The following is a 22,934-nucleotide window of genomic DNA, read 5'->3' on the forward strand; positions in this document are numbered from 1 at the left end:
GATGGGTTATGATCATTTGCGCCCTGACCGACAGGCGTTGCTCGGCCAGGATATTGAAAAAAGAATTAAATTGATGCTCGGTGATATTTGGGTAGATATAGCGCCAAGTGAAACCGTATTCAAGGTTATGAACAATATGGCGAATGTTCCTAAGCGAATAACAGCGCCCGCGCTTTTGGTGACGGGCCTAGGGGGAGCTGGAAAGAGTGCAATAGTCAAAGAGATTCCAAATCGAGTATCTAGGAGCGAAGGACTTCTAACGATAAGCATGGCTTCTGATCCAGACTTAATGAAAAGAAAAGAGTTTAGGACTGAGATTTACCATAAATTGGAGCTTCCCTGTCCGCCAATCCACCGTAAGTCTTCGGTAGCCGACTTAGTTACTAGAGAGCTGTCAGAGATCTTAAAGCTTAGGAATATATGGGGCTTAGTGATTGATGAGATTCACGACATGCTATTATGCGGCAAGGTGGAGCAGAGAATTAATAGCTCAATGCTGAAGGCTTTTCTTGGGGAGTCATATGGAATTAGTCTATTCGCGTTTGGTACGCCTAAAGCAAACAGCTTTATATCCGCCATAACCGAAACGCAGCGTCGTTTTTCGGTAATCAAATTAGAGGACTGGAAAGAAGATGAAAGCTTCAGAACGTTTTTGCTGGGAGTCGAGGAATTGCTTCCTCTTAAAAGGCCATCACGACTGTACGACCAAGACAAAGTTTTTGCCATTTTGGCTGCCACTTCAGGGCGAATGGATAACGTGATGAACTTGATCAGGTCTGCAGGATGCTACGCGCTTAGAGATGGAACCGAAGCGATTAGCCTAGAGCATCTTGCAAAAGCATCTGCCAGCCCTTGGGGTTATTGATGCGTACTATTGCAGGTATGCCCCATATACTGCATGACGAAACGATATCTTCTTGGCTGTATAGATCTACGCTTAGGTCACGATACAATAATCAGTATTTGGCTGGTCAGTCATTTATGATTCCGTCACCAGTTTCCTGGGGCGGCCCGCTGGTCGAGAGCAGTGACTGGGACTTTGATCCAAATACAGATTTTTTGAAGGCGGCTATGGAAAATTTAGCAATTGATGTTAATTATGCCGCTGCATTATTTTTCAACACCCACGGGCGTGTTGTGGATTGGGCTCGACGCTGGTGGTTCTGTGCCCAGTGCTTGCGTGCAGACATTGCTAGGGGCCAAGCCCCAGGCTGGCGTAAGCATTGGTGCTATAGAGATTCGATCGTTTGTTCTACCCACGGAGCGGATCTGCACAGGCTACAGGTCCAACCTCAACTGAGTCGTGGATGGGACGCCTTTATTCAATGTCTGCAGGACAGATTGATTGATCCAGCCTGGCAGTGCCAAAACTTTCAGCGCTTCCGCGTCAGTGTAGTGAACAGAGTGGCAAGATGGAAATTGAAGCAAGGAAAAGTCACCCTTGACATATTCGACAACTTATATAGTGTTATGCTGCTTGCGCCTGTGTATAACGGCAATCAGGGCATGGCGTATGAATTATTTGGCGAGCCTGGGCCTTTGATCCGCCTTGCGATGCCTAATTATCTGGCAGGCATCAAGTACGGTGCAGAATTTGCGAGTATGAAGGCGAGGTTTGCGAGTCTTTTGCTTGCTGGATACTTAATGGGAATTGTAGGTGACCGAGATCTAGCATTTGTCGCAGCCAAGGATGAGAGGTTTGAGGCTTGGAGGAGCTATAATTTGGATTTAGTGAGCTCTATGCGATTTGGGTGTACAAGTAAATTGGACTGCAAGTTGCTTGAGTCGCTTCTGTTTGGGCGCGAGGAGCTCCCGTGCGATACTCTTAATCGTGCGCTTCGCATTTATTTTTTTAAGCTTAGAATACAGTAGAGCTTTTCATATTGATGCTCAGCTATAGCCGTGCCGCAAAGTATGTGTGTCGTGCGCTGACGATTTTCACTTGGCTCGGCAAATGTGGCCCAGTGAAGATATTTGTTTACTTATGACGCCTTCTCATGAGTTGTTTATAATAAATTAATTTTTGGCGCGCAGGGCGAGGCGTTCATCATTGGTGAAAGAGGCTTCAAACTTTATGCTTTGGGGCTGTGCTCATAAGGCTCTGCTTAGGTTCATTCTCCGGGTTGAATCTCTAGAACGACGTGAGGAGTGTTCCAAAAATTTCCTCAACCAGCACCATGTACTGAGATGGATGGGCCTTCCGCTGCCCGAAGCCAGGTCAGGGTGAAGCAGAGGAGGATTTCAATAGCGATCTTTATTTCAGATATGGGATGGGTCATGGCCTGTGTCCCCAGAGTGCTAGGTAGCCTACTGCGCTGTCGGGCCGCCCTTGCAGCCTGCCAGAGTGGTAAGGCCAAGGCCCTGTTTTTTGCTAGGATTGCCCAAACTTGGATGATTTTCTTCAGTAGGCAAAGAAAATCTTCAGTTCTGAAGTTTTTCTACAATTTTTCTTCACTCACGTTTACCTCGCGTGACGCATTTAAGGTGTTTTCGTGATCTTGACAATGTTCGCCAGCTTCAAGGCTTTTACAGTAGGTGGCCGATGAGCGATCAAATAGTCCCCCTGAGTTCCGATTCGACGAGGTTCGTTTTCCGCTCCTGCTATGCCACAGTGCTCAGCAGGGTGGACGCCCGATACGACGTTCGGGGTTACCTTTTGGCGCAGATGGTAAAGCTTTGCCTTCAGAATCGAGGCAGGCTGCCTCGTGTTAGCCGCGACTTTTACACGCAGTACGCTCAAGCCGAGGCGATTGCATTCTTGGAAATGTGTGTCACTCACTTGCTGTTCGGTCCGGCAGGTCGCTTTTCGCCGCAGGAATATCACTACCAGGCAGATGCATACTCAGAGCCGCCCTAACCTCTAGCCTGCTCAACTGCATTTAGATGCTCACGTGTAAACGTCGTACTCGAGGCGGTAGAGGAAGTCCCATACCTGCGCATAGCTTTCATGATGCCAAAGCAGGGTGCATGGGGTGTGGTTGCCAAGACCAAGCGCAGGCTTGATCATCCAGCGCTGCGCCAGATCTCCGTTGCCGAGCACTTCGATAGCTTTTCGAAAAATTTGCCCGTGCCTTGTTAAAAAAGCCCCATGAGCAGAGGTCCAGCAGCTCGTTGAGGGCTGATCGCTAAGTCCGTGGATCGTGATACTGTTCATGGCAAGTGTTCCGAAGGCGACAGTCGAGAGACTCTAGTAACAGTATGACGTCAGGCGGGGGGGCACGTCACTGATCTTGCAGGTAAGGGCAGCGACTGCGGACGGCTATGTGAAAACGCCTGAGTTTTTCGAGTTGCGAGGCGTATCGGTTAAAACCTGTCGGTCATGCCTCTGGACTGCCCCTGAAAGCTCCGCCTGATTGACGTCTAGCACTCCCGCGGTGTGGACACCGGGTTGGCTATACAGTCAGGTGCGGGTTAGGGCCAGCGTGCCGCGGGTGGCAAACGTGCCAACGGGCTGCTGTCGCAGGTCAGTACATATTGGTCCAACAGCAATAATATCTGTTCATATCACTAAAATCGCGAGGTTTCCATGGATAAACCAAAACACGAACCGAAGCCAATGATGGCCGCTCGTTTCCAGGCGGAAGCACGCGCAACGCTAGCAAAGCGGACTAACAAGCCCAGCCGTTTTCTCGATCTTGCACTGGCCAAAGACCGCGACTTTGAGCCAGTAGGCCGCTTGGCTGGTTTGGACTGACTTAACGTAAGACTGGCTACAGGCTTCACCGCGTTGGGAAAGCGCCGTTTTTTCATGGTACAGCGTCAATTTGCGTTTCCTAGCTCCCGACGAGAAGCCGCTTCCGCCCCAAGTGTTCGCTCAGAAGCGGACGACTAGTGGCTGCTGTGCCGACGTCGATCATTGCCTCAGTAGCGGGGCGTCCACCAGCACCAGCGGCTGGGAGAAGGGTAGCTGTACCGGCACTGTCAATTTCATCTCGCTCAAGGTTGTTATAGATACCGATAACCTGTGCTTATCAGACCCAATATGCTCAAGTGCAGATTGTGAAGGATTAGCAGCTTGTGAAGCTACTGTTGGCAGTCGTGCTTCTGAGGAGGTGCCAAATTGATTTAAGGCACCTTTCTGAATCTAGAGCAGTGACAGCTTACTTCACGTCGTTTCTAGTCACCTGGATGATAAAAAATCTGACGGCTGAGCAGAAACCACTGACGGGGCGGGAGGAGGGAGGATCGCCGAAGAACATTTGGACAGGGCTCTAGAGCGGCATTTCTGGTCTCAAGAAGCGGAAGTACACCCTCAAAAATTCCACGATACCCCCACCAGGATGCGCGATCGAGAATGGCGATTTTACAGCTTACTGGCGAACAGGTGCGCTGGGGCTTCGAACACCTGAACCTGGACGATGCACGCCTGCAGGCCCTTGGCGCCAATGGGCTGGTGCAGCCGCTGAAACTTTCCTGCGCCGACCACGAAGGCGGCGGCGCGGTACGCTTCCAGCAGTGGGACGGGCAGAAATGGAACCTTGTCAGCGACTGGGTACAGGCTGACCGCGCGCTGCTGCGGCCGATCATCGAGGCCTCATCGCACAAGTACGCCAAGGAGAAAGGCATCATCCCGCGCGATTGCAGCCAGGAAAGCTGATGGAGCTGGGCTGGCCGAGGCGCAGGCCTCGGCCGGTTCGTTCCCTCAGGCAAGGGTGGCACGGCGTCTAGCCAAACTTGAACAGCCGCTGGGCATTGCTAGCGAAGAACTACTCCTCGACCTCATCGTCCGGCGCTTCCAAGCCACAGCAACCTCATCAAATCGTAAAGCCCGGACGTTTTAGAGCCTACTCGGGGCGCTGGATTCCAGCGGTAGCCAGCTCTATTCGTAGATGGCTTTGTAGCTTCCAAGGAAGCAGCGTTTCAGGTGGTGGCTGCCTGGTGACGTAGCAGGTCATTGATCGCCCTAATTGCGAGAGGGTAACCGTCGGCGCCCATTCCGCATATTACCGAGTCGACCACGCCAGACATGATCGAGTGGCGATGCAATTCGTCACGCGCATGAATATTCGACAGGTGTAATTCAACAAGCGGTGCGTCAATCAACTTCAGGGCATCAAGCACTGGAATCGAGTTGAACGAAAGGCCGGCGGGATTGATGATCAGGGCGGCACCTTGCTCAAATGCCTCTTGTATCCAGTCGACCATCACACCTTCATGGTTGGTCTGGCGAAAGTCGCAAACTAGATCCAATTCATCGGCGAGCTGTTCACTGCTCTCACGAATCTGATCGAGCGTTGTATACCCGTAAATGTGTGGCTCGCGGCGACCCAGCAGGTTCAGGTTGGGGCCGTTAAGGATGAAGACGGTGCGATTCATGTTCGTCCTGCTGTATTATTTGGAAAGAATGGCTGAAGTTGAAGGCACGTCGATATCTGCTGTGGCGACGCCGTTAAGGTCGATGCCTTTGGTTTCCGGGCCCAAGAGGATCATTGCCAGCGAGATCAGGTTGATCACTGCACACAGCATTACCAGTGGCCATGGCGAGTTGCCCGACTGACTCATCAGCCAGACCGCGATCATTGGCATCGGGCCGCCAATCACAAGGTTGGCGCCGGTGTAGGCCAGTGCCGAACCGGAATAGCGCACCTGAGTCGGGAATGCCTCGGCGAACGCCACCGGCTGAATGCCGCTCTGGAACTGGGTGAAACCGAGAAATAGCCCCATGACGGCCATGATCGCGGTGGCGTTCTGGGTGTTGAGGATCGGGAAGTAAACGAACAGGATCAGCAGCGTCATGCACGAGCCCAACGCCAGTGCCTTTTTTCGCCCCCAGCGATCCGAAAGGTAACCGCCACCCAATGCCCCGAAAATCGCGCAGACGTTAGCCACCATCAGTGACATGAACCCCATCGATTGGGACATGCCCAGGTGCTTGGTCAGATAGCTCAGGGAGAAAATCACAATCAGATAGAACAGCGCCGCGGGCGAGCAGAAGAACAGCATCAGGCGCAGGATCGTTTTGTGGTGGCCGCCGAGCGCCGATTTGAGTGGGCTTTTCTCCCGCTTGACCGGCGTTTTCTTCAAGGCTATGAAAGCAGGGGTTTCATCCACCTTGAGCCGGATGAAGATAGCGACAACCACCAGGACAAAACTCAATACGAAAGGAATGCGCCAGCCGAAACCCTCGAACTGTTCACTTGAAAGTGTTGCAGCCAGCCCCATGAGTACGCCGTTGGCCAGTATCTGGCTGAGCGGTGAACATAAGCCTAGCAACCCTGAATAGCGTCCGCGGCGGTCGGGGGTAGCGTGTTCCAGTGCCATCAGCTGCGCGCCGGTGGATTCTCCCCCCAGTGCAAATCCTTGAATGATCCGTAGCAGTACCAGAAGGACAGGGGCCCAGATGCCGATCTGGCCGTAAGTGGGCAACAGGCCCATCAATACCGAAGCCAGCCCCATCATGCTGACTGTGGCCAACATCAGGTTACGTCGGCCTACTTTGTCGCCAAGGTAACCACAGGTGATGGCGCCCAATGGCCTCGCCGCCAGTCCCACACCGAACGTTGCCAGCGAAGCCAGCAGGCCCGCTGTCGGCTCCATGGCCGGGAAGAACAGTTTAGGCAGGATGGTCGCCGAAACCGCGCCGTACAAGGTGAAGTCAAACCATTCCAAGGCGGTACCAATGGTCGCGGCGGTCACTGCCCTGCGAGGCATGCGCTGATCATGAGTCTCGTTAGTGGTCGTGCTCATAAAGATGCTCATCATTGTTTTTATGGTTTTGGATTTCCCACACGATCCCGCTGGGGCAAAGGCTTGGCGGGAAGGGATGAAGTGACTAGACGTTAGCGCATCCTGCTTGCAAAATAATTATCGAAATCCCGATAATTCAATAAGGCTAACTTATGGGTACCTTATGGAACTACGACATCTGAAGGCCTTTGTTGTCGCTGCCGAGCTGCAGCACTTCAGCCGAGCTGCCGAGCAGTTGGGCATTGCGCAGCCGGCCCTCAGTCAGTTGATGCGAACCCTGGAGGCCGAGTTGGGGCTGGCGCTGTTCCGGCGCGAGAGTCGTGGGGTGGTGCTGACTGCCGCTGGAGAAGCGTTTCTCCCGCATGCGCGACAATCCATCGAATCCAGCGAACTGGCAACGTCCGCCGCGCGGCGTGCGCGGCGAGGGGAGGTTGGCGAGATCGCCATCGGTTACCACTCGGCTTTGTTTGAGGCCAATTTGCCGCAACTGTTACGGCACTATTTCAGTACATTTCCCGAAGTCAAAGTGTCACTGGTGGATGCGGGGATCCGCGCTCAGTTCGACAAGCTGCTCGAGCACAAGCTGGACCTGGCGTTTGCCAGGGTATTCCAGGATCACTTGCCGGATCGCTTACGCACCCACCCTTTCAGTCAGTCCAGACTGGTTCTGCTGATTCCCGACAACCACGAACTGGCGGAAGGCTTTACCGGGGAGCTTGCAACCTTGAGGCATGAGAAGTTCGTTTTTCTTCAGGACGTTGCCGGCATTGGCCTGACTTCACACACGCTCCAGGCATGTCGGAAAAACCAGCTGCATCCGCAGAACATCATGTATGTACCGTCGTTGATGAGCATTCCTGGCCTGGTAGCCGCGGGCATCGGCCTGAGCATCGTGCCGGAAACGATCACTCGGTTAACCATGCCTGGGTTACGGATCGTGCCCCTGGCTCAACCGGAAATGGTCAGCGAGCTTTCGCTTGTATCACGCATTGATGAGCGTTCAAGAGCGGTCCTGCATTTCATCGGCGAAGCGCACGGTTGGGGGACCAATCTGCGAAGCGAAGCAAACAGGTAATTCACTCGAAAGTTGCGATCGTGTCCCGCATCAGCGCTTTTTTCGCCGGCCGTGAGCGCATTGGCTGACTGGATAGACGGGCACGTCCGCAACGGCGATTCAGCCCGAGGTCAGTGGCTGCCGGGCTGAACGAGTGCGGGCGAAGACTTCGCTGGTGAGTTAAGAACAACGTCTACTGATCAAAGGAAGCATTGATCGAGGTGCCGGCGATAGTTGGCGATGTCCTGTTCAATCTGCGGGTTTTTCTCGACATCGTTAGCGATGAAGGTGGGCAGTGCTTCCAACCCGAGGAACTGATTGACCTTGTGGAAGTGCAGGTAAACGCCATCGACCCCTACGCCGTGGAAGAACTGCTCGGGGTCGTCGAAGGCTTCCAGGGGCGCGTTCCAGGTCAGCGAGAGCATGTATTTCTTGCCCTGCAACAGGCCACCACTTCCGTACTTTTTCGATGCGTCGGTACGTGAACGGCCATCACTGGCATACAGTACGCCATGGCCGGCGCTGAAGACTTCATCGATGTATCGTTTGACGATCCAGGGCTCGCCCATCCACCAACCGGGCATCTGGTAGATGATGACGTCGCTGTTGGCGATTTTCTGAACTTCCTCGTCAATCGAGTAAGGGGCGTCGACTACTGTGGTCGAGACGCTGTGTCCGAGCGCCGTCAGGTGCTCGGCGGCCAGGGTGGCGAACATGTTGTTAAGCTCGCCCTTGGCGAAGAGAAATGGCTTGGCGCCATTGATGATCAGTACGTTGCTCATGGGTCTTACTCAGTGATTACAGTGACGTTCTTGATAGGATTGCTCGGTCGTGATCGATGCGTATCTGCCATGTTTGCTGGCTCGTTGTGTGGCATGGTCGCGCTTTTGCAATGGCTGTGATCGAGTTGAACATTGCGGCCGGCCAGCATGCCGGTGAATGCGCCGGCAACAGCGATTGCGGCAGTGATCAACAGCGGTGCTGTCCAGCCACCGCTCCAGTCGTGCAGCTGGCCCAGTAGCAAGGGACCTGCGGCTGCCATCAGGTAGCCCACGCACTGCGCCATTCCTGACAGTGCCGCTGTGTCGCCGGCGTTTTTAGTGCGCAAGCCGATGAAAGTCAGGCCGAGCATCATGCTGGCACCAGAGCCGAAGCCCAGGAGGGCGGCCCACAACAGGGCGTAGCCTGGCGCGTACATGAGCCCGATCAGGGATGAGGCGGTTAACAGGCTGACGGTTGCGGCTGCCAGTCTCTGATCTTTGAGACGGCGAAGCGTGGCCGCCAGAATCAAGCCGGGGATGGCCGTGGCCAGTTGCAGCGTGCCGTGTACCGCGCCTGCCTGCTCGGGGGATATGCCATGGTCCATCAGGATGGTCGGCAGCCAGCCGACGGCGACATAAAAAGGCATCGCGTTCAGCCCCATGAACAGTGTGACCTGCCATGCCAGCGACGAACGCCAGACGGCCACGGTTGAGGCTTGTTTAGGACCGGACAGATTTACGTGTTCGTGTTTTTTCAACTGCGGCAGCCACACCACCAGCGCCAACAGCGGGGTGGCGACCAACAAACTCAGGGCAATCGGCCATCCCCATGATTGGGTCAGCGGAATTATCACGGCTGAGCCGACTGCGCCTGCTGCACCCATCGTAATGGAATAAGCGCCGGTCATGGAGGCCATTTTCGTCGAGAAATCGCGTTTGATCAGCCCGGGCAGCAGCACGTTGCCCAAGGCGATGCCGGTGCCTATCAGTACCGTACCGGCGTACAACGCGCATGCGCTACCAGCCGAGCGGAGCAGGATGCCCAACGAAATGATCAACAGTGCTCCGAAAAGCGTACGCTCGATGCCGAACCTGCGGGCGAGCGAGGCGCTGAGCGGGGAGAAGGCGGCAAAAGCTAGGAGTGGCAGTGAAGTAAGCAGGCCTAGCGCTGAGGCGCTCAAGCCAAAATCATTCTGGATGAGCGGCAAAACGGGCGCGATGCTGGTAAAGGGAACGCGTAGGTTCGCGGCAACAAGCAGAATGGTTACGACGAGTGCGATGGCATGCCACTTGTTTTTTGTATCTGACATATTCTTTAGCTGTCCTCTGAAAAGAAGACCATTGTAGAGAGCCTCAGAATTATCCAATATAGATATCAAGACAGTTGATACCTAAATTATGCCAACCTCAAGAAAAGTCATTTCTTCGCCGGAAGAATTCGATTCAGATCTCTTCGCTCAGGCGGCTATTGCCCTGAAGGTAGCGCCTGACCTCAATGATTCAGGTGCCCGATCCCATGATCATCGTAAAGGCCAACTGATCCTGTCGTTGCACGGTGCGGTGAGCTGTGAGGTGCGCAACGCACTGTGGCTTGTGCCTCCTCAGCACGCAGTGTGGATTCCTGGCGGCATGCCGCACAGTTGCCGCATGACAGAAAACGCCCGTACCTGCTTTCTGTTCGTCGAGCCGGGAGCGGCGGCCATGCCCGAAGAATGCTGCACGGTTGCCATCACACCTCTGGTTCGGGAAATGATTCTGCATCTCGCTGAACAAGAAACTGCTTACCGTTCTGAGAGCAAGACAGCGCGGCTGGTTGCAGTGCTGCTTGAGCAGCTTTCCGATGCTCCGCTAAAAGAGCTGCATCTGCCGATATCAGACCACCCCAAGATCAAACAAATCGCGGATACGCTTTTTGCATACCCCGACGACCGAACCACGTTGCGCGAGTGGGCGACTCGGCTTGCAATCAGCGAACGATCACTGGCCAGACTAGTGGAGCGCACGACCGGGCTGAGCTTCGGACGCTGGCGCCAGCAGCTGCATTTGATGATTGCACTGAGCCATTTGGCAGAAGGCGTCTCCGTGCAACGTGTAGCGGGCATACTGGGCTATGACTCTGTCAATGCCTTCATCACGATGTTCAAGAAAGCCTTGGGAAAACCGCCTACACAGTACTTTTCCGCTCTGCGCTAGTGCGCTGCTTGTTGGCACATAGCGGTGAGGCTATCGAGCGGTCACTGTCTGCTTCTGGCCGATTTCCGCCGGTTGCGGCAGGCAGCTTCGGGTCGATTTCTTCCGGTCACCCACCTCATCTGGTCTATGGTGCAAACCCACCTTAGAACAGTCGGCCTTCACCGTGAGCATGGAGGCCTTGTCGCTGGTGGGCTCGAGGTTGAGGCGCGAACCATCTTTGAGAATCTCAAGCGCGCTTGTACGGAGCTTGATGTGGGCTTCAACCAACTAATGCTGGTTCGTGTGTACTGTAGTGACTTTACGAAATTCGGCGAATTCAATGTCGTGTGGAATGAATATTTTAAAGACAGTTCCACAAGCAGTGGCTACTGGAAACCCTGTCTCATTGCATGGTTCTTGGCCAACCCGCGAAATCTTACCTTGATATAGCCAAACGGGTGCTTGGCACTCGAGGCATTCAACCAAGTGATCCGGCAAAGCGTGTTTCAGGGAGCCCGGACGTGGTCGTCAGCACACCTCTAATGAGCGCTCCGTCACTTTCTGTTGGTGCGGCGAGCCCAATCCTAGCAGTTGTGCAGTACAGCAATGCATGATCCAGCCCGGCGAAAACGGGACAGGTCGTCTGGGTACCAGGGGTTTCAATGACCCTATCTGGTGTGCCGTCCGGTGCGTAGCGAACCACTCGACTACCACCCCATTCTGCGTTCCAGAGAAAGCCCTCGTTATCGATAGTCGAGCCGTCCGGCGCGCCCGGGCCGACGATTGTCGTAAATTCGCGGCTATTGTTTAACGAAGGATAATCACAGCAGAAGATGCGTCCCTGCAGAGAGTCTGCGTAGTAAAGGGTCGCGCCATCAGGGCTAAAACAAATGCTGTTTGGAATTTTCACGGAAGGCAGGTTCAAGGTTTCCGTTTCCAGCGATGACGCGTTGAGTCGATGAAACTGGCCTACAGGTTGCACCGGTTCGCCCGTATCCATCGTGCTGAACACAAAATTGCCCTCACGATCGCAGCGACCATCATTGATGCGCGTTCCGGACACGCCAGGCGTATCAGCGATTTTACTGAAACTACCAGTGACGAGATTGAAATAGCCCAGGCAGGACGCAAGCCCCAGCAGCAGTACATCGCTATCGGCGGTCAGCGCGAATGATCCCAGTGGCTCAGGCAGCGCCCAGCGTTGAACTTGGCCACTTGAGGGGGCAAGCGCAAGCAGTTCGCAGTTAGGGATGTCTGTCCAAAACAGACGATGGGTTATGTCGCACCAGAGAGGGCATTCCCCCAGAAGGCTGGTGGTGTTAGCTATAGTCTCGAACATGCTTGCGTCCTGTGGATAGAGATGGCGATATCTAGCCTTCAACTGGAGAAAACAGCGACCAGTCTGTCACCAAACAGAGCAATACCCAGGCCCGCCACCATCACCAGCGACCCGCCCAGCTTGATGAGAGATACCGGCCTTTCAACAGAACCCAACAATCCGAAATGATCGATGGCAAGTGACGAGGTAATTTGCCCCGCGATTGCTAGCCCAAGCAAGGCCGATAGGCCAATTTTGGGTGCAAGCACCACGTAACTGAGCAGCGCACTAGCACCCAGCAAACCGCCTAGAAGGCTCCACCAAGGCTGCGAGGGTATAGCTACCAAGGAGGCCACTGTGCCGCCGCGCATGAGTGAGTAGACGCCCAGGCACACCGCCCCTGCAGTAAACGAAAAGAGAGCCGCGGCGACAGAGTCGCCACCTACACCTTTCGCTAGCTGGCCATTCAGGGTGGTCTGCAGGGTTATGCCTAGCCCCGCGCAGATGGCCAGCAGGTAGTAGAACGCGCTCATGACTCGCCTCCTTATTGGGCCGATTCAAGCGGAGCGAAAGTTTCCGCGAACATATCGGGTTGGTAACCGGCTGCCTTGAACAGGTGTTCACGAGACTCATCAATCGCGGCGCGAAGCCGCTCGCTGTCAACGCCCAATACCTTGCCATGGCGCTTGACGATGCGCCCCGCAATCATGACGGTATCGACATTGCTGCGCTCGGCGGCATGAACCACGGTTCCGAATGCATTGTTGGAAGGATAAAGGTTGATGTCCTGCGCATTGATGAGGATCAGATCGGCCTGTTTACCCGGCGTAAGGCTACCGATTTTGTCCTGCAGGCCGGCACAGTGAGCGCCGTCGACCGTCGCAGCCTTCAGTAGGCTGTTGGCGGGCAGTGTCACAGGATGATGTTCTGAACCGCAGCAGCGCTGCTGATGCATGCCCATGACGCGCTGGAGGTAGAATGCCACTCGCATTTCCATGAACATATCGCCGCTGTAGGACGTTTCGTTATCTACGCTCAGCCCGGGGCTGATGCCGTGACGGTGGGCAGCTTGCATGGCGAACATGCCGTCCTCGATGCCGTAGTGGGCGTCTGAGCGCGGACACACGTTAACGCGTACACCTGCTTCGCGAAGGATTTTCCATCCTGCATCCGGGAGTGCCGTGCAGTGGTTGAAAATATTGTCGGGGCCCAGCAGCCCTTTGCCATGCAGTGCTTCCAGTTCTGCCGCCATGTCGCCACCGAAGAATTCGGTGATGATGGGCAGGCCAAGCCGTCGCGCTTCAGCCCAAAGTTCAGGTTCCAGCTGGGCCATGGCGGCGAGAGAAATCAAGTCATTCTCGCCATCTTTGAAGTATTTTTCCTTGAGGCGCTCCAGATTCCCGGGCCAGTGGGCTTTGTCCCATTCCCCGGAAACAGGCGCGCCGGAAGCGTGTACCGATCGAATACCTGCATCAATCAGCGCCTCGACTGCTGCATCGGAGTGGGCACCCGTTCGGCTGTTGTGCGAATTGTCGACCACAGTAGTGATGCCCGCGTCGATGCACCCCAAGGCAGTCAGCAGGTTACCGATATACATGTCTGCGGGACGATAGTATTTCGCAAACGAGAAGTGCGTTGCGTTGCAGTAGTCCTCTAGCGTTTCGGCATTAGGATTGATTCGGCGTAGTTGGCCTTCCCATGAATGGCGATGAGTATCGACCATGCCAGGCATGGCGATCATGCCGGATGCTTCTACCACCGTGGCGTCGCCGGGCTCGATATGTTCGCCAACCGCCTTGATACTGTTGCCTTCGATGAGAATGTCGCCGCGCACCAGGTTGCCTATGCCATCGTCCATGCTAAGCACGGTCGCCCCTCGAATAAGAGTCCTGGCGGGATGCTTCGCTGCTGTCTGCACGATGCCGCGATCGTATGCTGTCATTTCTGTACACCTCGATGAATGTCGTTGAGGAAAATGTACGCAAAGCGATAATCCCGAAAAAGACAGATTGATTGTTTTAATCATTCAGAAATCGCGAATAATGAGCGATTCGCTAATCGCAATTCAGTAGGGAAAAATCATGGATCGTCTCCAGGCTATGCAGGTTTTTGTTCGTGTGGCGGAGGCGGGGAGCTTTGTCCACGCGGCACAAACGCTTTCCTTGCCGGCTTCAACGGTCACAAGCAGTGTTAAAAGCCTCGAAAAGCACCTGCAGGTGCGGCTGCTGAACAGGACAACGCGGCGTGTCAGCCTGACATCAGAGGGTGCAACCTATTTGGCTCAATGCAGGGAGATCCTCCAGCTGATCGAACACACCGAATCCAACCTTCTCGATTCGGGAAAACAGCCTCGGGGGCGGTTGAGAGTGGATATGCCCGGGGGCATTGCGCATTTTATTGTGATGCCGAATCTGAAAGATTTTTACCAGCGCTACCCGGACATTTATCTCATGATCGGCGTCAACGATCGCCAGGTGGACCTTATCCAGGAGGGTGTTGATTGTGTCATTCGCACTGGTGAGCTCCTTGACTCGACGCTAGTTGCGCGCCCGCTCGGCCGGTTTCGCTGGGTGACTTGTGCCTCAGCAACCTATCTCCAGGAGAATGGCATTCCTCAGACGCCGTACGATGTAGCTCATCACAAGGCCATTCATTATTTTTCAGGCAACGCCAGGCGCGCAGCCGAGATGACTTTCTGCAAGGAGGGTGAACGAATTACTGTCCCGGTGCAGGGAGGAGCGGCTGTCAACGAAACAGGTCTGTACATCAAGCTGTGTCTGGAAGGATTCGGATTGGTCCAGTTGGCGGAGAATGTCATCTCGGACCATCTGCGGGAGGGGAGACTGATCGAGGTTCTGAAGGACTGGCGCCCTGCGTCCGTTCCGGTGACGTTGCTCTATCCTCATCAGCGCTTTCTTTCGCCCGCTGTACGAGCATTTGCAGATTGGATGGCTGAGATTGTTTGTAAGCACAATCCGAAAACTTAGTCTGTAGAAGTTTTTTTGCTCTGGTGTATACAGTGCCATGGGTGATTTGAACGGCCCATGCATCATGACTGCTGATTAAAGGTTGGCGAAAAAAAAGCCGCCCGGGGAAGGCGGCAACTCAAAGGGCAGATGGGTAGGGGCGGGAGGGGAGCCCCTGCCCATCGACAGTAATGATAAGGGCGAGTAACGAAAGAGTAAAATCAACGAACGTGATAAGCCCTATTAACGATCCAAGGAAGATGTTTCGGTCAGGTTGATGGGTTTAAAAGGATGAGATTGGGGGCGCAGCTGTGAAGATAATGCGCGTGTGAGTTCGTCAAGTGCCGGCGTGATCTCTTGATAGACCTGGTAGGCTCTGGCTGTGGGCTCGATGCCTTGACCATTCAATATGAAAAGTGGATCTTCTAAAATTCGCCGAAGTTTGTTAAGAGCAGCGGTCACGGTGGGTTGGCTTATACCAAGCGACTTTGCAGCTCTTGTCACATTCAGTTCCTGCATTACACGTTCGAATATGACCATTATGTTCAGGTCGACCTTTCTAAGCTCCTGTCTGTTCATGGATTGCTCCGAAGTGCAGAGGGGTCAGGATTGCCTAGGGTGGTTGCCCCTCGAATCCACAACAGGAATAGCGTCAGCGTTGAATCCAGCAGTTCGGTAAATGAATGTTGCTCCAGGCCGTACGAAAATAATCCTAACAAGGCACACTGCAACCACTTTGCTGCCTGTTCTGTGTTCAAGCTATTGTCCAGTTCGCCTTTATTTTGGGCATCCTCCAGCATGTGACACAGCTTGCTGTTGAGGCGATCCTGGATTTGCTTGTTACGCTGATCAATGCGCGGTTCCCATTTGCACATCAGTAGCGCTTTGGTGACTAACATGAATTCTTGGCGGTTGGCCGTTTCCATCAATGCGCGTTTGAGATGGGAAAGTCCGCTGGATAATGTTTCCGGTGCTTCGAGGTAGGCTTCCAATGGCGTACTGTATTCGTTCAGGATCTGTTCAACGAGCATCGCCTTACCATTGTGATGCCAATAAACAGCGCCCCGTGATACGCATGCCTCTCGCGCGATAGCTTCCAATGTCGCCGCTTCATAACCATCTCGTACAATCACAGACAGCCCGGCCTTCAGAATTCTTTGACGGGTCAGTTCAGCCTCGTCGCGAGTTTTCCTAGCCATCCGCTGGCTCCCCGCCTGAGGTCGGCGCATGGCAGCACCCGCCTCTTTCAATCTTGTTTTTAGCGGTCTTCAACGCATCAATCAATTGGTTTTCGCGCCTTGCCGCTCTGCTAACAGGAGCGATCACCGTAATAGCGTAGCTCCCATGCTGGGCGCTAATGTCAATTGACGCCGAATAAACGCCTTCGATGTACTGCTCAGACTCGGTTGCGTAGCCAAGCTCCCGTATTTCCTCTAAGTTTCTGATCAACTCCTGGCGGCCTAGCGTAAGTGGCGTGTGGCTAGGCAGGGTTTGCGGGATCAGTTTCTCAAGGGTGTCAGCCGGGTGTTTTGAAAGGAAAAGCCTCCCGACTGAGGTTGAATATATGCAGCCGTAGACGCCTAACGGAAAGACGATTCGCAGCTCTTTTTTTGCGACTGCGCAATAGATGGTCAGAATTTTCTCGCCCATCAGCGATGATAAAGCAACTGACTCGCCGATCTTTTCTGACATCTCTTCGATAACGGGTGCTGCTTTAGAGACGATGTCAAATTGCGTCAGCGTCATAAGTTCTCCCAGCGCTGAACCCAGGCGGAAGCCCGCGCCTCCCCTTGCTTGTTCAACAAGCTGCTCTTCTTGTAGGGCATTCACAATTCGCTGAACTGTTGATCTTGGCAGGCTGACTTGCTTTGCGATTCCGGCCAGGCTCAACCCCCGGGGGTGATACCCCAAGGCGCGCATGATCGCTGCGGCTCTCGCAATTACCTGGATGCCTGGGTGTCTTTCGAATTCTTCCACCAGATTTCCCCTTCTTCTGCACGAATCGCCTGGCCTTGCAGGCTCATATCTACCCACCCCATCGATCTTGATATCCCCTTTTGGAGAAAAGGCCATTGCGGATGAGTGACACCATCATGGTACACTGATCCGCATCGCGGTACATGCAATTGCCTTTTTTTTTTTCAGGAGAACACCATGCGAAGGCCCACAAACCTTTGGATTCCCTTGCTTTTTCCGCTGTCAGGCATGCTTCTGTTATCCGCATGCAATGCAGAGGCCCCGCACACTGCTGCACAGCCTGTCGAGGTAGGCGTCTATACCGTGCAGGCTGCTCCGCTCACACTCACCACCGATCTACCCGGTCGTACAACGGCATTTCGCGTAGCGGAAGTGCGTCCGCAAGTAAACGGCGTTCTCCAGCAGCGCCTGTTTGTTGAAGGGTCTGAGGTCAAGAAGGGGCAGCAGCTTTATCAGATCGATGCGCGCACCTACCTTGCCCAGCAGGCGCGAGCAGAAGCGAACCTGCACAGCGCGAAGAACCTGGCAGAGCGCTATGAGCGGCTTTTGCAAACCAAGGCCATCAGTCGACAGCAGCGAGATGACGCCGTTTCGGCATGGAAGCAAGCAGAAGCGGACAAGCGCGTTGCAGACATCAACGTGCAGTACACAAAAGTCTTGTCACCGATCTCAGGCCGAATTGGCCGCTCGGCCGTGACTGAAGGTGCACTGATGACTGAAGGGCAAACCGCGCCCATGGCCACGGTCAATCAGCTTGACCCGATCTATGTGGATGTTACGCAGCCAATCACTCGGATTCTCGCGCTCAAGCGCGCCTTGAAATCGGGTGACCTGGTCAGTGCAGGTGAAGATCAAGCACAAGTAAACCTCACGCTTGACGATGGCAGCGTCTATCCATTGGCCGGGACTTTGAAATTTTCAGAGGTGAGCGTCGATCAAGGAACCGGATCTGTCACGTTAAGGGCGGTATTCCCGAATCCTGATCGCGCTTTGCTCCCCGGCATGTTTGTGCATGCCCAATTGAAAGAGGGCGTAAAAGAACGTGCGATGATCGTTCCGCAGCAAGCGGTAACCCGTGATAGTCGTGGTGTGGCCACTGTTTGGGTGGTGAAGCCGGATGGTCGCTTGGAGCATCGCGATCTCTCCACAGTCCGGACCGTGGGCAACGGCTGGCTGATCGATGGGGGGCTTGAGCCTGGTGAGAAAATCATCACCGAAGGGCTGCAGCGTGTGAACGCGGAAAGTGTTGTGAAGGCAACACCTGCGCGCAACGTGAATCTTGGCGCATTGGCTGTGTCAAGGTAAGGATCTCTGTCTAATGTCTCGTTTTTTTATTGACCGTCCTATTTTTGCCTGGGTGATCGCGCTTGTGATCATGCTGGCCGGAGCGCTTGCCATCAAGAGCTTGCCAGTCAACCAGTATCCCAATATTGCAGCCCCGGCGATCCAGATCAGTGTGACCTATCCCGGTGCCTCGGCGCAGACCGTGCAGGACACCGTAGTTCAGGTGATCGAGCAACAACTCAGCGGCCTTGACGGCCTGCGTTATATCAGCTCGGCGTCAAACTCCGATGGTAGCTTGCAAATTACAGTGACCTTCGATCAGGGAACCAACCCTGATATCGCGCAGGTTCAGGTGCAGAACAAGCTCCAGCTTGCAACTCCCCAGTTGCCAGAAGAGGTACAGCGTCAAGGTATTCGCGTCGTGAAGTTTCAGATCAACTTCATGCTCGTACTGGCGTTGGTTTCAACCGATGGACGCCTTTCCAACTTTGACCTGGGCAACCTGATCGTTTCTCAACTTCAGGATCCCATCTCGCGTACCAAAGGTGTCGGCGACTATCTCGTACTAGGCGCTCAGAACGCCATGCGAATTTGGGTTGATCCTGCCAAGTTGAATGGGTACCAGCTCGAACCCTCGGATGTGGTATCGGCCATCTCGGCGCAGAACGTTCAGGTCTCCACCGGATCGATTGGTGGTCTACCGACCCGAAAAGGCGTCCAGCTCAATGCCACGGTGATTGGCAAGACGCGCATGCGCACGGTCGACGAGTTCAAGGAGATCTTGGTCAAGGTCCAGCCTGACGGCTCTCAGGTGCGACTCAAAGATGTTGCGGACGTGGCGTTGGGCAGTGAGAACTATTCCATCAGCGCTGAATACAACGGTAAGCCTTCGGCGGGCATTGCGTTGCGTCTGGCTACAGGGGCCAACCTGCTCGACAGCGTTGCAGCCGTAAAAGAGGCAGCAGAGCGCATCAGGCCTTATCTGCCAGAAGGCGTCGAAATCCAGTATCCGTACGAGACAAGTCCGGTGGTTAGCGCCTCGATAGAGGCGGTCGTGCATACGTTGTTCGAAGCCATCATTCTCGTGTTTGTGGTGATGCTGCTGTTCTTGCAAAACTTGCGCGCGACCCTGATACCGACTTTGGCGGTTCCCGTGGTGCTGCTAGGCACGTTTGGCATCTTGTATGCCTGTGGCTTCACCATCAACGTGATGACCATGTTTGCCATGGTGCTCGCGATAGGCTTGTTGGTCGACGATGCCATCGTGGTGGTTGAGAACGTCGAACGCCTCATGACCGAAGAGCGCTTGTCGCCTAAAGAGGCCACGTACAAATCGATGGAGCAGATCTCCGGCGCTCTGGTTGGTATTGGGCTGGTCATCAGTGCTGTGTTCTTGCCAATGGCTTTCTTCGGCGGATCGGCAGGGATTATCTATCGTCAGTTTGCTATCACGATCATTTCCGCGATGGGGCTGTCGGTGTTGATCGCGCTGATCTTCACGCCCGCGTTGTGCGCCACCCTGCTCAAACCACACTCACCTAAGCCTGGTGGCCAGAAAGGCTTCTTTGGGTGGTTCAACAGGGTGTTTGAAACCAACACAGATCGATACGAGGGCGGTGTCAAGCGTCTGTTGCGTAATCCGAAGCGGTCTCTTGTGGTTTATCTGCTGTTGATCGCCGGCGTCGCTTTGCTTTTCCGGCAATTGCCAACAGCCTTCCTGCCGGGAGAAGACCAGGGCACCATGATGGTGCAGATTCAGACCCCGCCGAATAGCAGTGCTGAACGAACGCAACAAGCGTTGGATCAGGTTCGTGATTACGTACTCGAACACGAGCAGGAAACCGTTGATTCGGCATTTGCCGTGAATGGGTTCAATTTCGCAGGCCGCGGTCAGAGTTCGGGCATCTTGTTCCTCGGACTTCGAACGTTCGACGACAGAAAAACCCAAGCTCAAAGCGTCTTCGCCCTTGCTGAGCGAATTGGCCAGTTCATACCGAGTGTCAAGGATGCGACGGTAATTCCGATCGTGCCTCCAGCGATCATGGAAATGGGTAATGGCGTGGGATTTGACTTGTTCCTTCAAGACAACAGCGCCCTGGGTCATGAAGCGTTGATGGCGGCACGGGATCAGTTCCTTAGTTTGGCAGCCCAAGAACCTTCCTTGCAGTTGGTACGACCTAACGGGCTGAACGATGAGGCGCAGTATCAGGTGACCATCGACGATGAAAAGGCTCGTGCATTGCAGGTATCGATCGAGTCCATCAACGACACCATGTCCGTTGCGTGGGGCTCTGCCTATGTCAATGACTTCATTGACAAGGGACGGGTCAAGAAAGTCTATGTTCAGGGTGAGCAGGATGGACGGATCTCACCTGAAGACTTCGATAAATGGTATGTGCGCAACGCGGTAGGGCAGATGGTGCCATTCTCCGCCTTCGCGACTGGGACGTGGGTTTATGGTTCACCGAAAATGGAGCGCTATGGTGGCATCTCTGCTGTAGAGATTCTCGGTGAACCGGCGCCTGGCTTCAGCTCGGGTGATGCTATGGCCGCAGTGGAACGCATTGCTTCACAGTTACCTGCTGGTATCGGCATCTCCTGGACGGGATTGTCCTACGAAGAGCGGGCGGCGGGCTCTCAAGCACCGATGTTGTATGCGCTTTCTTTGATCATGGTGTTCCTGTGTCTTGCCGCGATGTACGAAAGTTGGTCGGTGCCTGTTTCTGTTTTGCTGGTGGTACCGCTCGGTGTTCTCGGCGCGGTTGCAGCGACGCTTGGACGGGGCCTTTCCAATGACGTTTTCTTCCAGGTTGGCATGCTCACCACCATGGGGCTGGCGGCTAAAAATGCCATCCTAATCGTCGAGTTCGCCAAGGAGTTGTATGAAAACCAAGGACGCAGCCTGACCCAGGCGGCTGTGGAAGCCGCCCGCTTGCGGTTGCGTCCGATCATCATGACGTCGATTGCATTCGTCATGGGCACCCTGCCGCTGGCACGAGCGCACGGCCCGGGAAGCGGAAGCCAGCACTCCATTGGTACCGGCGTTGTCGGCGGTACCTTGGCTGCTACATTCTTGGCGATTTTCTTCGTTCCATTGTTCTATGTGGTCGTCATGAAAATCTTTACTTATAGCCGCTCTAAGAAAGCTGAACGGTTGCAAGGAGTTGGCGATGAGGCTTGAAATATTAGGGTTTGCGATAGTTGCAGCGTTGGGAGGGTGCAGCTTCATACCAGACTATGTAAAGCCAGAACCGCCGGTGCCTGCGGTATGGCCCCAGGGAGACGCTTATCAAGCCTCTTCCATGAGGGCAGCTGCGCTCGTGGGCTGGAAGCAGTTCTTCAAGGATCAGTCGCTTCATCAGCTCATTGACATTGCTCTGGAAAGTAACCGTGACTTGCGCAAAGCCGCTTTGAATGTTGCGGCGTATCGGGCTCAATATCAGATACAGCGTGCTGAACTGGCCCCCGAAGTCGGGCTGGATGGGGGGGCAGGGCGGTCGCGAGTTCCTGCCGACCTGTCGCCTACTCAGCGCCACGAGACGACGGGTAACAATAGCGTTGCAATAGGTCTCACCAGTTATGAGCTCGATGTGTGGGGTAGGGTTCGCAGCCTCTCAGCCAGTGCTGCCGAAAGGTATTTGGCGACTGAAGAAGCTGAACGCAGCGTACTGATTGGTTTAGTCGCTGATGTTTCAACGGCCTACCTTACCTGGCAAACCGATAACCAGTTGCTCGCTGTCACAAAGGACACCTTGGCAAACTACCGGCATAACCTGGACTTGATCGAACAAAGTAGCGCTGTTGGCACTGCGTCAGATTTGGATGTGCGTCAAGCAAGAACCTTGGTCGACAGTGCCCGAGGGCAGGTGCAGGCTTACAGGCGTCAGGTGGCCCAGGATATGAACGCCCTGCGTTTATTGCTGGGTGCTGAGATACCTACTGGTTTGAACTCGAGTGGGCTCGATAGCGACATGCTGGCTGCGCTACCGGTAGGTCTTCCGTCAGATCTGCTGCTGCAACGGCCGGACATTCAAGCGGCGGAGCATGCGCTACAGGCCGCCAACGCCGATATTGGCGCTGCAAGAGCCGCTTTCTTGCCGCGGGTGACCTTGACGGCGAATGCCGGCACTGCAAGCAATCAATTAAGCGGTCTGTTCGACAGTGGCTCTGAAAGCTGGAGTTTTATACCGCAGATTAATTTGCCTATCTTTACCGGTGGCCGCCTCAAGGCCAGTTTGGATTACGCGAAAATTCAGAAAGATATAAATGTCGCCAACTATGAGCAGACCATTCAGGTTGCCTTCAGGGAGGTCTCGGACGGGCTTGCTGGAACGGGAACCTGGCAGGAGCAAGTTCAAAGTCAGCGCGACCTGGTCAGGTCCACAGATGAATACACGCAGATGGCACAGCAACGCTATGACGAGGGAGTCGATAACTATTTGACGCTGCTGGATGCGCAACGTCAGCAATTATCCGCCCGGCAGAAGCTGTTGACTGATCAGCTTGAACAGCTGAAAGCACAAATTCAGCTGTTCAAAGCCCTTGGGGGAGGATGGAACGCTTTGGAGGTTGTCACCGCGCATTGATATAACGGGTAGCAAAGGCGGCGAATCAGAGGTTCGCCGTCACCCCGAAGGGGGCCGGTGAAGGCTGTTCGGATGTTTCGCTGCGCGCTATTTGCCCAGTACCGGCTCATCACCGGTGCATCGCCTCCG

The 22,934-nt window shown here is 54.5% G+C and carries 21 protein-coding genes and 1 pseudogene; 11 read left to right on the top strand and 11 right to left on the bottom strand.

What is annotated here, in order from left to right; all coding sequences use genetic code 11:
• Nucleotide 1: 1 nt before the first annotated feature.
• Together D906_RS16265 and D906_RS26470 are read left to right on the top strand one after the other, a co-directional pair.
• Nucleotides 2–865: a TniB family NTP-binding protein gene (locus tag D906_RS16265; protein WP_027615627.1), complete on the top strand. Its 864-nt coding sequence runs from the start codon at nucleotides 2–4 to the stop codon at nucleotides 863–865.
• Nucleotides 865–1,872: a TniQ family protein gene (locus D906_RS26470; protein ID WP_143503499.1), complete on the top strand. Its 1,008-nt coding sequence runs from the start codon at nucleotides 865–867 to the stop codon at nucleotides 1,870–1,872. The genes D906_RS16265 and D906_RS26470 overlap by 1 nt, the downstream gene beginning before the upstream one ends.
• A 1,015-nt stretch (nucleotides 1,873–2,887) precedes the next feature.
• On the opposite strand, the gene D906_RS16280 is transcribed toward D906_RS26470, so the two are convergent.
• Entirely contained in the window at nucleotides 2,888–3,154 is a 267-nt protein-coding gene (locus D906_RS16280; protein WP_027615624.1) for an antitoxin Xre/MbcA/ParS toxin-binding domain-containing protein, read from the bottom strand.
• A 372-nt stretch (nucleotides 3,155–3,526) separates the two neighbouring features.
• On the opposite strand from D906_RS16280, the gene D906_RS26635 reads away from it, so the two are divergent.
• Together D906_RS26635 and D906_RS16285 are read left to right on the top strand one after the other, a co-directional pair.
• The gene (locus tag D906_RS26635) at nucleotides 3,527–3,694 is read left to right on the top strand and encodes a hypothetical protein (protein WP_177325375.1); all 168 of its coding nucleotides are present in this window, start codon (nucleotides 3,527–3,529) and stop codon (nucleotides 3,692–3,694) included.
• Between the two features lie 612 nt (nucleotides 3,695–4,306).
• A pseudogene (locus D906_RS16285) lies at nucleotides 4,307–4,597 on the top strand (ABC transporter permease); the annotation flags it as partial.
• Nucleotides 4,598–4,860: 263 nt separating this feature from the next.
• Here the strand turns inward: D906_RS16285 and D906_RS16290 are convergent.
• Both D906_RS16290 and D906_RS16295 read right to left on the bottom strand, forming a co-directional pair.
• The gene (locus D906_RS16290; protein ID WP_027615622.1) at nucleotides 4,861–5,316 is read right to left on the bottom strand and encodes a type II 3-dehydroquinate dehydratase; all 456 of its coding nucleotides are present in this window, start codon (nucleotides 5,314–5,316) and stop codon (nucleotides 4,861–4,863) included.
• Nucleotides 5,317–5,331: 15 nt separating this feature from the next.
• The gene (locus D906_RS16295; protein ID WP_027615621.1) at nucleotides 5,332–6,687 is read right to left on the bottom strand and encodes an MFS transporter; all 1,356 of its coding nucleotides are present in this window, start codon (nucleotides 6,685–6,687) and stop codon (nucleotides 5,332–5,334) included.
• A gap of 163 nt (nucleotides 6,688–6,850) precedes the next feature.
• Between D906_RS16295 and D906_RS16300 the strand changes: the two genes are divergently transcribed.
• Complete coding sequence (locus D906_RS16300; protein WP_027615620.1) at nucleotides 6,851–7,762, top strand: LysR family transcriptional regulator; 912 nt, start codon at nucleotides 6,851–6,853, stop codon at nucleotides 7,760–7,762.
• A 179-nt stretch (nucleotides 7,763–7,941) separates the two neighbouring features.
• Here D906_RS16300 and D906_RS16305 read toward each other — a convergent pair whose 3' ends face one another.
• Complete coding sequence (locus D906_RS16305) at nucleotides 7,942–8,523, bottom strand: NAD(P)H-dependent oxidoreductase (protein WP_027615619.1); 582 nt, start codon at nucleotides 8,521–8,523, stop codon at nucleotides 7,942–7,944.
• A gap of 5 nt (nucleotides 8,524–8,528) precedes the next feature.
• A complete protein-coding gene (locus tag D906_RS16310) occupies nucleotides 8,529–9,869 on the bottom strand; it encodes an MFS transporter (protein WP_256204594.1) in 1,341 nt (446 codons plus the stop codon).
• A gap of 31 nt (nucleotides 9,870–9,900) precedes the next feature.
• On the opposite strand from D906_RS16310, the gene D906_RS16315 reads away from it, so the two are divergent.
• Nucleotides 9,901–10,695 carry a helix-turn-helix domain-containing protein gene (locus tag D906_RS16315; RefSeq protein WP_027615618.1) on the top strand — a complete coding sequence of 265 codons (795 nt, stop codon included), beginning with the start codon at nucleotides 9,901–9,903 and terminating at the stop codon, nucleotides 10,693–10,695.
• A 126-nt stretch (nucleotides 10,696–10,821) separates the two neighbouring features.
• Nucleotides 10,822–11,124 carry a RidA family protein gene (locus D906_RS27055; RefSeq protein WP_084297387.1) on the top strand — a complete coding sequence of 101 codons (303 nt, stop codon included), beginning with the start codon at nucleotides 10,822–10,824 and terminating at the stop codon, nucleotides 11,122–11,124.
• A gap of 28 nt (nucleotides 11,125–11,152) precedes the next feature.
• On the opposite strand, the gene D906_RS16325 is transcribed toward D906_RS27055, so the two are convergent.
• From D906_RS16325 to D906_RS16335, 3 genes are read right to left on the bottom strand one after another with little or no spacing between them, the layout of a single operon-like run.
• Nucleotides 11,153–12,013, bottom strand: a complete 861-nt coding sequence (locus tag D906_RS16325; protein ID WP_081741875.1) for an SMP-30/gluconolactonase/LRE family protein — start codon at nucleotides 12,011–12,013, stop codon at nucleotides 11,153–11,155.
• Between the two features lie 38 nt (nucleotides 12,014–12,051).
• Entirely contained in the window at nucleotides 12,052–12,525 is a 474-nt protein-coding gene (locus tag D906_RS16330) for a DMT family transporter (protein WP_027615615.1), read from the bottom strand.
• Nucleotides 12,526–12,536: 11 nt separating this feature from the next.
• Nucleotides 12,537–13,934, bottom strand: coding sequence for an amidohydrolase family protein (locus tag D906_RS16335; RefSeq protein ID WP_027615614.1), 1,398 nt, complete (start codon nucleotides 13,932–13,934; stop codon nucleotides 12,537–12,539).
• Nucleotides 13,935–14,073: 139 nt separating this feature from the next.
• Here D906_RS16335 and D906_RS16340 point away from each other — a divergent pair, with 139 nt between their 5' ends.
• A complete protein-coding gene (locus D906_RS16340) occupies nucleotides 14,074–14,979 on the top strand; it encodes a LysR family transcriptional regulator (protein ID WP_027615613.1) in 906 nt (301 codons plus the stop codon).
• Between the two features lie 222 nt (nucleotides 14,980–15,201).
• On the opposite strand, the gene D906_RS16345 is transcribed toward D906_RS16340, so the two are convergent.
• Genes D906_RS16345 through D906_RS16355 form a run of 3 tightly spaced genes read right to left on the bottom strand, consistent with a single transcriptional unit; the run spans nucleotide 15,202 to nucleotide 16,935 of the window.
• Nucleotides 15,202–15,537 (bottom strand): LysR family transcriptional regulator, encoded by a 336-nt coding sequence (locus tag D906_RS16345; RefSeq protein ID WP_084297385.1) that lies wholly within the window; start codon nucleotides 15,535–15,537, stop codon nucleotides 15,202–15,204.
• Nucleotides 15,534–16,157, bottom strand: coding sequence for a TetR/AcrR family transcriptional regulator (locus D906_RS16350; protein WP_158285999.1), 624 nt, complete (start codon nucleotides 16,155–16,157; stop codon nucleotides 15,534–15,536). The genes D906_RS16345 and D906_RS16350 overlap by 4 nt, the downstream gene beginning before the upstream one ends.
• Nucleotides 16,150–16,935, bottom strand: a complete 786-nt coding sequence (locus D906_RS16355; RefSeq protein WP_050591046.1) for an IclR family transcriptional regulator — start codon at nucleotides 16,933–16,935, stop codon at nucleotides 16,150–16,152. The genes D906_RS16350 and D906_RS16355 overlap by 8 nt, the downstream gene beginning before the upstream one ends.
• A 177-nt stretch (nucleotides 16,936–17,112) precedes the next feature.
• Between D906_RS16355 and D906_RS16360 the strand changes: the two genes are divergently transcribed.
• Genes D906_RS16360 through D906_RS16370 form a run of 3 tightly spaced genes read left to right on the top strand, consistent with a single transcriptional unit; the run spans nucleotide 17,113 to nucleotide 22,805 of the window.
• Nucleotides 17,113–18,240 carry an efflux RND transporter periplasmic adaptor subunit gene (locus D906_RS16360; RefSeq protein WP_027615610.1) on the top strand — a complete coding sequence of 376 codons (1,128 nt, stop codon included), beginning with the start codon at nucleotides 17,113–17,115 and terminating at the stop codon, nucleotides 18,238–18,240.
• Nucleotides 18,241–18,253: 13 nt separating this feature from the next.
• Nucleotides 18,254–21,400, top strand: a complete 3,147-nt coding sequence (locus D906_RS16365) for an efflux RND transporter permease subunit (protein ID WP_027615609.1) — start codon at nucleotides 18,254–18,256, stop codon at nucleotides 21,398–21,400.
• On the top strand, nucleotides 21,390–22,805 hold the full coding sequence (locus D906_RS16370) for an efflux transporter outer membrane subunit (RefSeq protein ID WP_027615608.1): 1,416 nt from the start codon (nucleotides 21,390–21,392) through the stop codon (nucleotides 22,803–22,805). Before D906_RS16365 ends, D906_RS16370 begins: the two co-directional genes overlap by 11 nt.
• Nucleotides 22,806–22,934 lie beyond the last annotated feature (129 nt).

The organism is Pseudomonas sp. LAIL14HWK12:I1 (assembly GCF_003202095.1).
GTDB classification, from domain to species: Bacteria; Pseudomonadota; Gammaproteobacteria; order Pseudomonadales; family Pseudomonadaceae; genus Aquipseudomonas; species Aquipseudomonas monteilii.